Origin of the sequence: Marinomonas rhizomae (assembly GCF_003315485.1) — a bacterium.
GTDB classification, from domain to species: domain Bacteria; phylum Pseudomonadota; class Gammaproteobacteria; order Pseudomonadales; family Marinomonadaceae; genus Marinomonas; species Marinomonas rhizomae.
The window spans coordinates 37,293-53,626 of record NZ_QNSE01000020.1; the positions used below are offsets into that span (position 1 = coordinate 37,293).

The 16,334-nt window shown below is 42.5% G+C and carries 12 protein-coding genes, 1 rRNA gene and 2 pseudogenes; 3 read left to right on the plus strand and 12 right to left on the minus strand.

Features of this window, described 5'->3' with window-relative positions:
- Positions 1 to 20: 20 nt before the first annotated feature.
- The 8 genes and pseudogenes from DFP80_RS19435 to DFP80_RS19465 form a co-directional block, all read right to left on the minus strand.
- Entirely contained in the window at positions 21 to 1,310 is a 1,290-nt protein-coding gene (locus DFP80_RS19435) for an HlyD family secretion protein (protein ID WP_113918447.1), read from the minus strand.
- Between the two features lie 421 nt (positions 1,311 to 1,731).
- Positions 1,732 to 1,962 (minus strand): annotated as a pseudogene (locus tag DFP80_RS21085) (methyl-accepting chemotaxis protein); the annotation flags it as partial.
- A gap of 369 nt (positions 1,963 to 2,331) precedes the next feature.
- Positions 2,332 to 2,547 (minus strand): annotated as a pseudogene (locus tag DFP80_RS21090) (PAS domain-containing protein); the annotation flags it as partial.
- Positions 2,504 to 2,650, minus strand: coding sequence for a PAS domain S-box protein (locus DFP80_RS19445; RefSeq protein WP_113918449.1), 147 nt, complete (start codon positions 2,648 to 2,650; stop codon positions 2,504 to 2,506). The gene DFP80_RS19445 and the pseudogene DFP80_RS21090, both read right to left, overlap by 44 nt.
- Positions 2,651 to 2,677: 27 nt before the next feature.
- The gene (locus DFP80_RS19450; protein ID WP_113918450.1) at positions 2,678 to 2,965 is read right to left on the minus strand and encodes a PAS domain S-box protein; all 288 of its coding nucleotides are present in this window, start codon (positions 2,963 to 2,965) and stop codon (positions 2,678 to 2,680) included.
- Positions 2,966 to 3,232: 267 nt separating this feature from the next.
- Positions 3,233 to 4,102 carry a DMT family transporter gene (locus DFP80_RS19455; protein ID WP_113918451.1) on the minus strand — a complete coding sequence of 290 codons (870 nt, stop codon included), beginning with the start codon at positions 4,100 to 4,102 and terminating at the stop codon, positions 3,233 to 3,235.
- Between the two features lie 25 nt (positions 4,103 to 4,127).
- A complete protein-coding gene (locus DFP80_RS19460; RefSeq protein WP_113918452.1) occupies positions 4,128 to 5,111 on the minus strand; it encodes a type I asparaginase in 984 nt (327 codons plus the stop codon).
- Between the two features lie 161 nt (positions 5,112 to 5,272).
- Positions 5,273 to 7,861, minus strand: a complete 2,589-nt coding sequence (locus tag DFP80_RS19465) for a putative bifunctional diguanylate cyclase/phosphodiesterase (RefSeq protein ID WP_113918453.1) — start codon at positions 7,859 to 7,861, stop codon at positions 5,273 to 5,275.
- 61 nt (positions 7,862 to 7,922) lie between these two features.
- On the opposite strand from DFP80_RS19465, the gene DFP80_RS19470 reads away from it, so the two are divergent.
- Positions 7,923 to 8,723, plus strand: coding sequence for a substrate-binding periplasmic protein (locus DFP80_RS19470; protein WP_113918454.1), 801 nt, complete (start codon positions 7,923 to 7,925; stop codon positions 8,721 to 8,723).
- A gap of 50 nt (positions 8,724 to 8,773) precedes the next feature.
- Here DFP80_RS19470 and argS read toward each other — a convergent pair whose 3' ends face one another.
- On the minus strand, positions 8,774 to 10,507 hold the full coding sequence (gene argS, locus DFP80_RS19475) for an arginine--tRNA ligase (protein ID WP_113918455.1): 1,734 nt from the start codon (positions 10,505 to 10,507) through the stop codon (positions 8,774 to 8,776).
- A gap of 135 nt (positions 10,508 to 10,642) precedes the next feature.
- Positions 10,643 to 12,148 (minus strand): threonine ammonia-lyase, biosynthetic, encoded by a 1,506-nt coding sequence (gene ilvA / locus DFP80_RS19480; protein ID WP_113918456.1) that lies wholly within the window; start codon positions 12,146 to 12,148, stop codon positions 10,643 to 10,645.
- A 298-nt stretch (positions 12,149 to 12,446) separates the two neighbouring features.
- On the opposite strand from ilvA, the gene rpiA reads away from it, so the two are divergent.
- A complete protein-coding gene (rpiA, locus tag DFP80_RS19485; RefSeq protein WP_113918457.1) occupies positions 12,447 to 13,118 on the plus strand; it encodes a ribose-5-phosphate isomerase RpiA in 672 nt (223 codons plus the stop codon).
- A gap of 68 nt (positions 13,119 to 13,186) precedes the next feature.
- Here rpiA and DFP80_RS19490 read toward each other — a convergent pair whose 3' ends face one another.
- Positions 13,187 to 14,155, minus strand: a complete 969-nt coding sequence (locus DFP80_RS19490; RefSeq protein ID WP_158601382.1) for a zinc transporter ZntB — start codon at positions 14,153 to 14,155, stop codon at positions 13,187 to 13,189.
- A 147-nt stretch (positions 14,156 to 14,302) separates the two neighbouring features.
- Between DFP80_RS19490 and DFP80_RS19495 the strand changes: the two genes are divergently transcribed.
- The gene (locus DFP80_RS19495) at positions 14,303 to 15,262 is read left to right on the plus strand and encodes a class 1 fructose-bisphosphatase (protein WP_113918459.1); all 960 of its coding nucleotides are present in this window, start codon (positions 14,303 to 14,305) and stop codon (positions 15,260 to 15,262) included.
- Positions 15,263 to 16,243: 981 nt separating this feature from the next.
- Here the strand turns inward: DFP80_RS19495 and rrf are convergent.
- Positions 16,244 to 16,334: ribosomal RNA gene (gene rrf, locus DFP80_RS19505) — 5S ribosomal RNA — on the minus strand; the annotation flags it as partial.

The window sequence follows — 16,334 nt, forward strand, 5'->3', positions numbered from 1 at the left end:
GTTAACCTTTTTTGTCTTAACTATATTTTTCGTACTATTGAATAAATAGGATCGAGTATCCACTCGTAGAATCTACGTGTGTCCTGTTGAACATCCGCTTCAAGCTGCATACTGGGGAGTAACGGTTGAGAATCGCCATGATGTTGGGAGTTTATTGCCATAGTAACTTTATAAAAGTTCTGCGCTTGATTTTGCGTGGCTAGAGTATTCTGTAGAATACTAGCAATGTGTGTGGGGAGTTCTTGGAGTGAATATGGACTGCTGGCAATATTCATAATACGTCCTTGCGCCATGCCAAATTTCTGATATGGATAGGCTGTGTAACGGAGCGAAACATTTTGATCAATGGCTATAAAACCCACTTGACTGGGAGTGATGTATAGGTCAGCTTGCAGCTTACTATTCTGAGGCACTAGACTAGCCATTAGAGTATTGATCATGACTTGCTGACCTGCTTGAATACTTAAACCTGTTACTTTTCCACTAAAAGGCGCTTGTATTATTTGCTTTGAGCGCACAGTGTTCTCAGCTATTTCCTGCTGTAATAACGCTAATCTTTGTTCAGCGTCCGTCATCTGACGTTGATATTGCTCTTCTTGATCTTGGCGTTGAGCGATTAACTCTAAACGATTATTTTCTAAGCTACTTTGGCTACGTATGAGAGATTGCTTCTGACTAGCTAAAACTAATAACTCTGCTTCTGCATTTTGTAATTCAAATTCAGCAACATGCCTTTGATCATGTAGGACTCGCAAACGGTTAAGACTCTTTTCTGCTAGCCCCTCTCTTCGCTCTAACAAATCAATTTCAACGTCAAATTGCGATTTTTCCAATTCCATCGAAGAAAGGCGAAGTGCGAGTAGTTTTTTCTGGCGAGCAAATCTGACTTTGGCCTGTTCTTTGTCTTGTTTTATTAAAGACTCTCGCAGTGCCAGCGTTTCCGCTAAAAGGTTTTGTAATTCACCGATACTGGAAACTCGCTCATCAGAGACTGTGAATAAGGGATCACCAGCGTTAACAAACTGACCTTCTCTGACCTTTACCTCTTCGACTTGGCCCTGTACTGGAGCTAGAATTCTAAGCACCCCCTGACTTGGAGCTAGAATACCCGGAGCCCTCACCTTTTGAGTATGAATACCAAAGAATACAAACGCTATTACAAGAATAACGAGCAAAACTGCAACGAGTACAACCCATACATAGTTTGCAGGCTGATGAATAAGCACTTGCCCCATATGAGAGCGCTGCTCCTCATGTAAGACTTCTTGCCTAAATAGAGAAGAGTTTGGTTGGCGATTTGTTTTATCCATAAATACAATTTACTAATGACATCCTATCAATTTTGATAGTTTTACATAAATATAATAGTAATAAAACCCATTATCATTAAGTTCATTATACAGATTTGATAAAATCAAGACTCGCATACTGGCGCAAAACCAAGTTCGTCTTATCGAAAATTATTGAATGGCGATGGTTTCTTTGACGGTGACCTACGCATTCAAGACAATGCTCAAGCCCTAATGACACGGCATAAAATAATTTCAACTGGGAAGAATAGAACGCTTCGGCACCTTAATTGATGGTGCCGAAGCTAAATTGAGAGTATTGGAAAAGAAAAAGTCAGGCTAGCCAAGTTTGCCTGACTAACTGGTGGTTTTTTTTACTCAGAGCTCAGTTGTCTATCTTTTTCAATAACTCGGCAAGCTCATCCACTTTTGACAGCGTATCACTCACTAAACCGTCGATTTGATTACTTGATTTCTTAGAGTTAGCAGCCAGAGATCGCACTTCGTCAGCAACGACAATAAAACCTCTTCCCATCTCTCCCGCTCTCGCGGCTTCAATAGCCGCATTTAACGCCAGTAAGTTAGTTTGCTCAGAAATACCATTGATGGTGCTAACCATCTCACTGATTTTATTACTCGCCGCTACCAATTCAGACATCGCTTCTTGAGTTTTGATAAACGTCAACTTACGACCTGTAATATCAATACCAAAATAGACATATTGGGTTACTTCACCCTTAAAGTTTCGCAAAACATATAATTTGGCATCGATACTGAGTACCTCACCATGACTCTTTATGTCCGTCTGTAAACTTAAACTACCCTTTTTATTTAACTCTGATTTCTGGTTGTCCGTTAATCTGTTCATGATATAAAAGCCAAAATCTGCGGCTTTCATGAGACCTTGAAGTTTGCTCTCTATTAGAGTATTCGCTTTGATTAGAGAGAATTTCGTATCAAGCTCAATCATTACCAACGCTTCACTAATCGCATCTAGCTTGCGTGTAAAATCCAGCGCCATTTGCTTAACTTGGGTAATATTTGCTTGTACGAAAATAAAGTTTTTAGCGTTCCCCTCATCATCAAATACAGGGTTAATTGAAAGAGAAACCCAATACGGATCTCCACTCTTAGCGTAGTTAAGGATTTCATCATAAAAAGGCTCTTTTTTAGCAATATGACGTCGCATATTGTCTACTGTTGCAGGATTAGTTTCATGACCTTGTAAAATTTTTGCCACGAACTTCAGCCATTTCATAGCCAGTTAAACGCTCGAACCCTTGGTTAACATATTCAATCAAACCTGAAGCATTAGTAATAATAACGGCATTATCGGTCTCATTTGCCACCAAGGACAACATTTCTCGCTCGGCTCGTTGTTTAACTTATTAGGTAACGTCTTTGACAAAAGCTGTGTACAACGTACCTTCATCAAGCTCAATCTTTGATAGCGATAATTGCCCCCAGACCACCCGCTTATCTTTGCGTTCGATTTTAGTTTCTCGGCTAGTACCAACAATTTTATCGACACCTGTACGGCGATTTCGATCAATTAATTCGTCATGCTGAGATTGTATTGCTACAGGCACAAGCATTTTAACATTATTACCAATCACTTCCTCTTTCATATAACCCCAAAGTTTCTCTGCAGCAGGGTTAAAAAAAGTCAACCGCATTTTTCGTATCAATTGTAATGACCGCAACAATACTCTGCTCTAGCGCTTGTTTTTCACTACTATTTGCAAACAACCCCATATACCCACCTACTAAAATCCATCATTAAAAACACAAAATGCAAAAAATTTAATAGTAGTCGTTTAATGACAAATAGCATGTTAACCAATGTAGTTTTTTATAAGAAGCTAAAGCATATCGTGATTTTATTTAAACACACCAAAGCGAAGTTCAATTGATTGTCATAGAAAAGTACATTCTTTTCCCTTTCATTTATCGCTGTATTTTGCTCTACTAAAATACACACCGACAATCGTAATCACAAAACCGACAATTTGAATACTTGTCATGGATTCACTGAATAAGAAATAACTTTCTACAGCCGCCAAAGGTGGGGCTAATAGCAACATAGTCGACACCTGTGATGCTCTGACTTTTCTCAATAACCACACCATTAAGAAAACACCGCCGCCAGATAAAACCAGCACGCCCCAGATAACGAGTAAGAACGATTCCAACTGCACTGCAAATAAGGTCTCACCGAGTAGCAACATAAAGCCAATCGAGACAACACTCGCCGCGAGGTTTTGAATCGCCATTGAGCTGAAAATATCAGACGATGATATAGACATTTTCTGATACGTGACACCAAGAGAAAGAGTAAATATCGCCGCACAAGCCAAGGTAAACGTCAGCAAAGTGACGCCTCCGTGGCTCATATCAAGCTCTAGTGCTGGACTGATGACTAACACTAGCCCCACAATACCAACCAACATTCCGATGATTCCTTTCAGAGACGTTTTCTCTTTGATCAACAAGAAGGCGAGCAAGGTTACCAAAGCAGGCTGTAATGCACCGATTAAAGCCATAACACCAGCAGGTAGACCTTTTGCAATAGCAACATAGGCAAAGCCCAAGTAAAAACCATTCATCAACATGCCAGCAATAATGTGCTTAGGTAGCTCTGTCAATGATGGAAAACGTCGACGCTGCCACAAGGCAATGGATAAAAATAGTAATCCAGCCAACACAAAACGAATACTCAAAAAAACGTTAGGATCAATCAGACCGACGATAAGTTTGCCAGTGATAAAGCCTGTTGACCAAATCAGTACTAAGAGCACATATAAAAATGCCATACAAAATCCCTTTTAACTCTTCTTGTTATAAAAAGCAGTTTCTAATCTCTTCGCTCGAAGCTCCTAAACCTATTAAAAAGCTCAGCTTCACAAATGCCGCTTCATATGTCATATCTTGACCTGAAACTACGCCCGCTTCGACCAATGCAGAACCCGCTGCATAAGCGCCCGCAGCAACACTTCCGGCGCCACATTGACTTACATTAACGATCACCACACCGCGCTCTGACGCGGTTTTTAGTAGCGCTAAAAGAGCAGGGTCTCTATCTGGTGCATTGCCTGCGCCATAGCTTAATAACACCGCGCCTTTTACGTTCTCACTCAACAATCCTTGCCAATGGGCAGCGTGAACACCAGGGAAGACAGGCAAAATGGTTACAGAACCTTCTTGCATTTCGGGAATCTGAATTTGCATGGATTGCTTAACAACATCGACAGAGCGCCAACGCCAATCAATACCTAATACGCCTCGCTCTGGACAATTTGGAGAGCTGAACGCTTGCCAGTCACTGGTATGTGCTTTATGAGCACGATCCCCTTCAATCAAACGACCAGCAAAAAATAAAAACACGCCATTGCTATTCTTTTTACAGTTAAGTTCTTCACAAGCCGAAATAGCGCCCATGACATTGATCATGGCATCGGTACGCACCTTATACATGGGAACCTGCGAGCCAGTGACAATAATAGGTTTATCACTATGGGAAAACATGAAGGACAGCGCCGCCGAGGTATAAGCCATGGTATCTGTGCCATGTAGAACAATAAAGGCATCGAAGTCATGCCACTTGCTTTTAATATCACAAGCAATGGTTTGCCAGTCTTTTGCCGTAGCATTGGAGGAATCGATTAAGGTAGGATAACTTGCAATTACAAAGTCATGAGCAAGTTCATCGGATTCATTTAAATGTTGGGTTAGATGGTCTGCAAAGGCGGCGTCTGGTATCAAGCCTTGCTCCGAAGGCACCATACCAATCGTGCCGCCTGTGTAAGCAATATATATCTTCATGTCACTCCCATCACTTAAAAGCATTCAATAAATAAGCCAATTCTAGGCTAATAATGGCGACTAGTTTAAGCCATCTTTGAATACGTTCCTACACGAGAATCACGCCTAATATCAAAAGGTAAGAAGATGATCTGTTATAAACGAATAGTGACTTTTTGAGACTAAAGCTCCACGCTGACAGCTTGGTATGACTCTTTGGCGAGATTCAAATAAGATTGATAATCAGGTGCAGGCATTGGTTTGCCAAAGAAATACCCCTGCAAAATATCGCATTGATGTTTTATCAAAAAATTTATCTGTGTTTGGGTTTCAACACCTTCAGCAATCACATACATTTTTAGCCCTTTCGCCATCGCAATTGTGGCCAAGACAATACTCTCATCCGCCTCATTATGCCCAATACCAGCAATGAAAGACTGATCGATTTTTAAATAATGGGCATCAAGGCGCTTTAAGTACGCAAGTGAACAATAACCCGTTCCAAAATCATCAATCGCTATGGTGATTCCCTCCTCTCCAAACCGAGTCAAATTGTAGGTCAAGATCGGCGAACTAACCAAGAGTGCGGTTTCTGTAAATTCCACAGACATAGCTGAACTAGGAATATTATACTTATTCATTACCGCCAAAAGATCATCAGCAACGTTAGAGCTAGATAATTGAACTGGCGAGATATTAATCGCAACCTTTCCTAAATCCAGACCTAACTCACGCCATTCACACAACTGTTTGCAACTGGCTTCAATAATCCACTTTCCTAGCGCCACTATTTGACCAGATTCTTCTAAAATAGGAATAAGCTCTCCAGGAGAAATATTTTCACCACTTTTTCTCTGCCATCTAAACAGCACTTCAGCACCCACTACCTCGTATGTCTGTGCATCAACCTGAGGCTGAAAATGTAAGCTAAAACCCTCTCCTGTGCACATAGAGGCATCAAGTTCTTGTTGTAAATAAACTCGATGTTTCATTACTTCTGCCATAGATTGATCAAATAACTGGTAAGTGTTTCTCCCCTCTTGCTTAGCTCGATACATTGCCATATCGGCTTGACGCAGCAAGGTAGAAGCATCGGTCTTTCCAATATCGCTCACTGCAACCCCCACACTGCAGGTAACAGCGAACTTAGAACCACAATAATCAAAAGGCGTGGCTAGGGTCGCAACAATATTCTTAGCAAGCTGACTCATATCACTAACATCTACCAACGGATAAACAAGCAAAGCGAACTCGTCTCCACCTAAACGAGCAAGTATGGTTTCATCAGGCAAAACCTGCTTAAGTTTATTAGCCGTTCGTTTTAATAAAACATCGCCCGCTTCATGCCCGAGAGTGTCATTAATTTCTTTAAAGCGATCTAAATCGATAAAGATTAACCCTATATTTCCTTGGACACAGGAGTGAAACAACTCACCAAGATGCTCTTCAAAATGATGACGATTCGCTAGGCCAGTTAAGCCATCATGCTTGGCTAAAAAAGACGCTTTTTCTTCGGCTTCTTTTCGTGCGCTAATGTCTTCATGAACAGCAATGAAATGCTCAATTTCACCAGCAGCGGACTTAATCGGTGTAATGATTTGGTTGACTGAAATCAAACGACCATGCTTGTCTCTATTAATTAACTCTCCTCGCCAACTTTGACCAGACTTCACCGTTCTCCACAGGGCATTAAAATAACGTTTATCTTGATACCCCGAATTTAAAATATTAGGTGTTTTGCCTCTTACTTCTTTTAGACTATAACCAGTCAAATAGGTAAACGCTTGATTTATCCAATGAATTTTACCTTTTGAGTCAGTAATAAAAATAGCGTTCGCGGTATTTCGCATAGCTTCACTCAATAACAAGTTACTGCCTCGTTCATATTCCTGTCGATTTTTTAGGATCATAAAAGTGGTTGAAACTAGGAGAACAGCCAATACCAAAAGACCAAAACTCCACTTCAATATAAGCACATCAGAAAACCAACTAGATAGATCTATCCGATCATAAGAACGAAGTGTCACAACCAAAGGAATTAAAGAAGTCGCACGAAAATTCTCTAAATAACCGGAGGAACTGTCGTCTTGTACTCGTATTTTCCCCCACGCTTTGTCTTGTAATGCCATCTGTATCCAAAGAGGCATGGATGAAGCCCCGCCCAACATATTTTCACCTGACGAGTGGAAAATTTCGATTTCTCTGCCACCATACTCTGTGGCACTAATTAAATTAGAATAGTAATGCGGATTGATTGACCCTACGATAAATCCTTTAAGCTGATCATCGACATAAAATGGCGAGCAAACAGGCCAATACTGTAACCCTTTTAAATTCGGGCTTACTCCCCATTGACGACCATTTTGAGGTGCCAGCATACGAGTTTCAGATCGCTTAAGTGAAGTAACGAGAGGTTGACATAAAGTTGCCTTGGCGAGAGGAATGACATCAATACTTCGAAGTTGTGGGAGAGATCGAAGCATCTGTTGCTCGACTGATTGTCTGGACTCTTCTGACAACTCTGGAATTTGAGTAGCAAGCGAAGTAAGACTACCATTTACCGCTTGAATAGAACGAGTGACAGAGTCCTCAATTGCATAGATCAGAGCGGTATTGGTTATCAATTGTTCTTTTAAGGCTCGTTCATAACCACGCTGTAACAATTGTTGCAGCAACACGAGCATAAAAATAACAAGAACAACAGCAGCAGGAATTAAGACAGGTTGTCTTCTAATGTATATGCCTAACATTTGCTGTATTTGCTTAAACATAAGTCGTATCACATTATTTAAATGTGCCTGAATAATAGATATAAATCATAAGGGTGTAAGTATGTCACAAGCAAAGAAGGGCTTTATGTATGTAATTTGTTACTTTTTATTATTCGCTGCGACTTCAATTATCGCATCAGAAAGAGAAAGTATTATTCATCAAAAAGGTCAGTTAGATGTTTGCATCTGGCCGGATTATTTTTCAATTAGTTATTACAACGATAGATCTAATAAGCTAGAAGGGATTGATATTGATTTAAGCAAAGCTTTTGCCAAAGAGCTTAATGTGAAAATTAACTACGTAACCAGCCATTTCGGGCGCTTTATGAACGACCTTGAAAAGGGTAAATGCGATATCGCCATGTTTGGTATTGCCGCGACAAAAAATAGAAAAAAACGTGTGGATTTTAGTAATACTTACCTTTCTAGCCATATGTACGCAATCACTGTTAAAAAGCACCCTTTCATTAAAAGTTGGAAAGATATTGATCAAAAAGGAGTTATCGTTGCTGTACAAAAAGGCACCTACATGGAAAGTGCTATGAGTAAAAAACTGAAAAACGCATCGTTAACCATCACCACGGAGCCCAATCAGCGCGAACTAGAAGTCCGATCTGGACGTGCTGACGTTTTTATTACTGATTTCCCGTATGGGCAGAAAATGATCTCTCTATTTGATTGGGCTAAACTTATTCCTTTAGAAAAATCATCAGAGCCGCTTAACTACGCCTATGCTATAAGAAAAGGGCAGCCTGATTGGTTAGAAAAAGTAAATCAATTTGTGACTAAGATAAAAGAGGATGGACGACTGAAAACATACGCAGAAAAGCACAAACTCGCCCCCATCGCTATTTTCCAATAATCGTAAAAAAGGCACCTTTCAGTGCCTTTTATTCGTTATTCGCCTAGTACTTACATACGTTCTAACGTTTCAATACCCAACAAAGACAAACCGAGTTTCAACGTCGAAGCCGTATTCAATGCCAATTGCAGGCGACTGTGTTTCACTTCATCCTCAGCATTTAGAATAGGGCACGCTTCGTAAAAAGTCATAAAGGTGCCCGCTAAATCATACAGGTAAGAACACAAGAAATGCGGCATACCGTCGTTCGCTACTTGTTGAATGGCTTCTTCGAACTGACACAATTTCACGGCTAAAGCGCGCTCTTGAGGAGCATCAACAGAAATGTCGCCCGTAAGGCCCGCTAGATCGATTTCAGAGCGTTTAACGATACTTGCTACTCGAGAATAAGCGTACAACAAATAAGGCGCAGTGTTGCCTTCAAAGCTCAACATAGTGTCCCAGTTAAAAACGTAATCACTGGTACGGTTTTTCGATAAGTCAGCGTATTTAACCGACGCAATACCAACAACACGACCGATGTTTCGTAGCTCTTCTTCGCTCATTTCTGGGTTCTTCGACGCCACCAATTGATAAGCACGTTCCTGCGCTTCTTCCAATAAAGAGGACAGTTTTGCTACGCCGCCAGAACGAGTTTTGAATGGTTTCCCATCGCTGCCCATCACAGTACCAAACGGCATGTGTTCTAGTTGTGTTTCTGGTTTCACAAAGCCTGCTTTACGAGATAAGGTAAAAATCTGCTGGAAATGCAAAGATTGGCGCGCATCAACAAAATACAGTACGCGGTTGGCATGCAAAGTGTGTTGACGGAAACGCACCGCTGCCAAGTCAGTGGTTGCATACAAAAAACCACCGCCAGTTTTTTGTACAATAATCGGGGTAACTTCACCGTCTTTATTAGCAAACTCTTCCATGAACACACATTGGGCGCCGTTAGATTCTTGTAGCAAACCTTGATCTTTTAGCTCGTTAACTACGTTCGCCAAGTCATCGTTATAGGCACTTTCTGGCATCACGTGCTGGCGCTCTAAAGACACCCCAAGCATCTTGTAGGTTTCTTCACAGTGCGCCATAGATATTTCGATAAACTCATCCCAAAGCGCCAAGCATTCTTCGTCACCTGACTGCAACTCAACCACCAATTCACGAGCGCGAGCAGCAAACGCTTCATCATCGTCAAAGCAAGTCTTTGCTGCACGATAGAAGGTTTCAAGGTCTGCAAGCGCCATGCTGATTTTAGCATTTTCGGCGCGTAGGCGTTCCATGTACGCCAACAGCATACCGAATTGCGTTCCCCAATCGCCCACGTGATTTTGACGAACCACATGATGCCCGAAGAACTCTAAGGTGCGAACAACCGCATCGCCAATCACCGTCGAACGTAAATGACCCACGTGCATTTCTTTGGCAAGGTTGGGAGCAGAATAATCCACTACCACGGTTTCTGGCGCTTCAACAGGGTTAACATCAAGGCGCTCGCTAGTACGTAATTGAACTAACTCTTTGCTCAACCAAACATTCTTCAGAAAGATATTAATAAAACCTGGCCCTGCGATTTCTACCTTATCGGCAAGGTCAGACAAATCCAATTGCTCTAGCGTAGCTTTCGCAAAATCACGAGGATTCATTTTCAACGCTTTTGCCGCACCCATAATGCCGTTAGCTTGATAATCGCCAAATTGAACTTTTGCTGATTGACGAACTAGCGCTTGCGCAGTATCAGACGCACCAGCCGCCACCATAGCAGCTTGGATACGTCGATTTAGAAGAGTTTGAATATTCACAAGGGAGACCTTTAAACAGTATATATGCCGCTCATAATGGCGTCACATTAAAATCACACAGCCCTCTCACTGTCACCAATGAGAGGGCTGAATTCAAAAAAATAATTGTACTTATGATAACCGATTTTAGAGCTTTTAGCGAAAGAACAGCTTGCAAGCGTCGTTGTTATTTTCGTCTTGGTAAGGATAACCCAACTCATCTAAGAATTTAGTCACATCAGTTTCTTCGCCTACCGCCTGCAACCCGACCAAAACACGCCCATAAGCATCGCCATGATTACGATAATGGAACATAGAAATATTCCATTGACCACCAAGCGTGTTTAAGAATTTCAACAGAGCACCTGGGCGTTCAGGGAACTCAAAGCTGTACAACAACTCACCTTTATCGCTGCGTAAATGCCCACCAATCATATGACGGACATGAACTTTGGTCGTTTCATCATCAGTTAAATCTGTGATTTCGTAATCTTTCAGGTCTTCCAATAGCTCTTTACGACTATGCGGGCTGCCGCCTAAAGCGACGCCAACAAAGATGACAGCTTCTTGATCATCGCCATAACGATAATTGAATTCTGTAATATTACGACCGACCAACGCTTGACAGAAATCTTTAAAACTACCTGGATGCTCAGGAATCTTCACGGCAATAATAGCCTCGCGCTTTTCACCTAACTCCGCACGCTCAGATACGTGACGCAAGCGGTCAAAATTGACATTGGCGCCGCTATTGATCGCAACAAGCGTTTGTCCTTGCGCATCTTCACGCTCGATGTATTTCTTCAAGCCAGCCAAGGCGCATGCGCCAGCAGGCTCAGTAATCGCACGAGTGTCATCGTAGATATCTTTGATGGCCGCACACATTTCGTCTGTAGTCACTGTGATGACTTCGTCGACGGTATCTTTGGCAATAGCAAAAGTATTTTGACCGATTTCTGCCACCGCCACACCTTCGGCAAAAATACCTACGGTCGCCAAACGAGTCGGCTTACCTTCTTCCAGAGCAATTTTTAGACAGGCGGCATCTTGTGGCTCAACACCAATAATTTTAATATCTGGACGAAGGTATTTGATATAAGCCGACACACCAGCAATCAAACCGCCGCCGCCGACTGGAATGAAGATTGCGTCGATATTCCCTTCATGTTGGTGAAGGATTTCCATACCGATCGTACCTTGACCCGCAATAGTGTCTAGATCATCGAATGGGTGAACGTAAACTTGGCCAGTTTTCTCCATGATTTCACGAGACTTTGCCGAAGCTTCATCAAAGGCATCACCAAACAAAACCACTTCTGCGCCATGATTACGCACCGCGCTGACTTTCACTTCTGGCGTAGTCGCTGGCATGACAATCGTTGCCTGAATGCCAAGTTTCTTAGCCGCCAAGGCCAAACCTTGTGCGTGGTTACCTGCCGATGCAGCAATAACGCCACGAGCCCGCTCTTCTGGTGTTAACTGACAAATTTTGTTGTATGCCCCACGAATTTTGAAAGAAAAAACCGGCTGTAAGTCTTCTCGCTTCAAAATAATCTCGTTACCCAATCGATTCGATAATTGATTGGCACGAGACAGTGGTGTTTCTACGGCAACGTCATAAACGCGCGCCTGTAGAATCTTTTTGATCATGGTATGAGGCATAGTGTTTCCTAAACGAATAAAAATCGACAACACGATGTTCTTAATGACATCTGCGCTGACTGCTAGTCAAAAAAAACCGAGTAGGAAATATACTCTTTCACCTCTCTTGGCGCAAAGACCGATGCTTTCTAAATTCACATCAAAAAGAGATAAAACCCATCAATAGCCTAATAAGTTAGGGTAACAATAGAGAGATGAAGCGCCTATAATACGACCACCATCAGAGGTGGCTTATCATTATAGGTAAGCCGAATAATACCGCCCCCTTGTAAAACTATAATAGAAGGTGAACATCACCATGACGCAAGACGAATTAAAACAAGCCGTTGCAGAAGCTGCGGTAGCTTACATTCTTCCTATGTTAGAAACCGACACTATCGTCGGTGTTGGCACAGGCTCGACAGCAAACCTTTTTATTGATGAATTAGCTAAACACAAAGGCTTATTTGACGGCACTGTAGCAAGCTCTGAAGCATCTGCTGAACGTCTGAAAAAGCATGGCATCCCTGTTTATAATTTAAACAGTGTTGACAGCATTCGTGTGTATGTCGATGGCGCCGATGAGTCGAATGACCACCTGCATTTGATCAAAGGCGGCGGTGCGGCATTAACCCGCGAAAAAATTGTAGCAGCATGCAGTGATGAATTTGTCTGTATCGCAGACGAATCTAAACTCGTAAAAGTGCTTGGTGATTTCCCTCTTCCTGTAGAGATCATCCCAATGGCACGTGGGCATGTTGCACGTGAATTGGTAAAACTAGGCGGTGATCCGGTTTATCGTGAAGGCGTTGTTACCGACAATGGCAACCATATTTTAGATGTCTATAATCTAGAAATTCTTGATCCTATCGCCCTAGAAAAAAGCATCGACGGCATTGTTGGTGTGGTAACAAATGGCTTGTTCGCAAAACGCTCTGCAGACGTTTTACTATTAGCCACGAAAGATGGCGTTAAAACCCTAAAGAAATAGTCTTACTGCGTTCAAAGTCTCGATAAATACGAGGCTTTGAACGATTCATACAAAAAATAATCAGCGCCTTAAAACCAGCGACTTTTACGCATCAGCCAAAACTGCCCACCACCTAACACCAATAACACCAGGCAGAACAACCAAAAAGCGGCATTGCTATCAGTCCCTGGCATACCGCCAATATTGATACCAAACAAACCAGTCAAAAAACCTAACGGCATAAAAATACCAGATAAAATCGATAGCACGTACATACGAGCGTTCATCTTCTCTGCTTGTAAATTGGCGAATTCCTCCTGCATCAACAAGCAACGCTCACGCAACGATTCCAGCCCTTCGACATAGCGAGTGATATCATTGGCCGCTTCCTGCACTTGTGCAATTTGATCCGCCGCCATCCAATTAGCTGACTCCTGAGATAGCTTATGAATCGCTTCTTTTTGCGGTACCAAGAAACGTCTCAGACGTATGGTTTCAAGGCGGCGTTTAACAAGAGAGTCACGCTGTCCTCCTTCGATACCTTCACCAATACTCTCTTCCAAATCCGCCAGCTCATCTTCTAAGCTCGCAATAACCTTCGCCATTCGACCTGTCAAGGTCTCAGTCAAGGTCGCAACAATATCACCTGTATTTGTTGGCCCTTCCATATTCGCCAAGTCCTTTACGACATCTTGAACAGATAGCAACTTACGGCGACGGCTAGAAACAATAAAATGAGGCGTTACCCAAAGACGTAAAGACACCATATCAGAGGGGTTGGATTCAGGGTTTAAATTCACTCCGCGTAGCGTTAGCAATAACCCTTTTCCCATTCTAACCGTACGAGGCCGGGTTTCTTCGGCAAATAACGCTTCGACAGCCGTTTCAGGAACACCGTCTAAACTGGAAAGCCAATCGTATCCCTCTTCTTCGCGGCAATCCAAATGCACCCAGCGACAACCTTGAACTGGCAAAGCTTCAGGCAGCTCTGAAGCGGGTAACAAGGTAGCGCCGCCTTGACCATCAAGCTCTAAGTTGTGCACAACAAACGCAGACATAGCTATTCCTCTAAACATTTCTCGTAGATTATCTGAAAACGTCAATTTTCCCTATTTATTTTATGCTCAAAACGCGAGCTTGGCTGACACCCTGCTACTAGGATGGCATAATTTCAACAACCTCAAATAACAAGGAAATGCCACACCATGCAAAACCTATCTGATGTTTTAGCATCCAACGCGACACCGAAAACATTACAAGAGGTGTTAACGGTTACGACTAACACCTGTATCGCCATTTCAGATGCGCTAAAACAAGGCTCGCTTGCAGGCATTTTAGGTATGGCTGGCAATGAAAACGTTCAAGGCGAAGAACAGAAAAAACTGGATGTCATCTCTAACGACATGCTGAAAGATGCCCTGATTGCTTGTCCAGCGGTTAGAGCCATTGCTTCAGAAGAAGAAGATTACATTGTTCCAGCCAACACAAATGGCGAATACTTCATCGCTTTTGACCCATTAGATGGCTCTTCTAACATCGACATAAATGCAATGGTCGGAACTATCTTTTCCATCTATCACCAAACAGGTGACAAACCAGCAAGTGAAGCTGATTTTTTAATTCCAGGCAAAGAACAAGTCGCAGCAGGTTACGTTCTATACGGCCCATCAACCATGTTAGTTCTGACAACTGGCAACGGCGTTAACATGTTTACTTACGATCCAATGAACCAGGTTTTCACATTAACGAATGAAGGCATTCAAGTTGCGAAAGACACACAAGAGTTTGCCATCAATATGGCTAATCAACGTTTTTGGTCAACCAACATGCAAAACTATGTTATTGACCTTGTGAAGGGGAAAGAAGGCTCTCGCGATAAGAATTTCAACATGCGTTGGGTTGCAGCTATGGTAGGTGACGTACATCGTATTCTTTGTCGTGGTGGTATCTTCATCTACCCATGGGATAACAAAGATCCATCTAAAGCAGGTAAACTTCGTCTAATGTATGAAGCTAACCCGATGGCCATGCTTCTAGAACAAGCTGGCGGCAAAGCTCATACACACACACAACGCATTCTAGATATACAACCAGATGCCATTCATCAACGCGTCGCCGTCATACTAGGTGCAGCTAATGAAGTGGATAAGTGCCTAAGTTATTAACAATCAAAATAAAACTCGCTTCACTTTGAGTGCATAACATAGCCAGTTAATAACAAGAAGGTCGCCTAGCGGCCTTTTTTATTATCCGATGCTTCGATTAACACTTTACGGGAATGACCCAAGTAGCGCGTCCTTATAAGACCGGGGCCTCATGCAAGATTCTATTCACATTGTTATTCGATTCAACGCGTTGAGGTACCAAACAGACGCAAGCGGATCGGATGACAAAGTGTCCTCTAGGTAAAAATCATCTTGTACAACTCTATCTTCCTTGCTGTTTGATTCGCGCCGACGCATTGAGGGACGAAACAGGCGCAAGTAAAGGGAAAACCAAGGAGCGACTTTATGGGAAGTACTGTGTTTACTGGGTTTTAACTATGCCTGTCTTGGTTAAAGGAGATACTGCTCTGTTTAAGAGATCTGACCTTGCGCAATCAGTGTGAGAGATTCTTGTTTTCATTTGCGCTGACGCGTCGAGGTACGAGGCAGGCGCAAGTAAATGAAAGAACAAGAAGCGATCTTGGCGACAAGACCAAGACACCAACGCTTTCTAGGAGGGTTAGACCCAGCTCTGGGTTTTTGATTTATTTCAGGCATAAAAAACCCCGCCCTGCTATGCAGGATGGGGTTCTTTTCGTTTTAAAGCTTGACGACAACCTTGTCTCACATGCTTTCTTTCTATTATAAGACCCACACGACCATCGGCATGGCGAGCGCCTGCGGCGAAAAGAAAGTAGATGAGATCAGGTGGTTCAAACTTAAGTGGAGATCAAGCCATGCTGGCTTTCCTACAGACGTAAAAAAGCCCTGACAGGATAACCTATCAGGGCTTCTTATATTTAAAGCTTGATAACAGCGTCACTCTCACATGCGTGTCTTTGATAAAGAGCCCCACACGTGGGAAGCGTTGTTACTTCGTTACTTCTCTTAAACGAAAAAACCCCACATGACATTGTCATGTGGGGTTTCTCTTAATGTAAAGCTTGACGACGACCTACTCTCACATGGGATCTCCCACACTACCATCGGCGATGGCGCTTTTCACTTCTGAGTTCGGGATGGGATCAGGTGG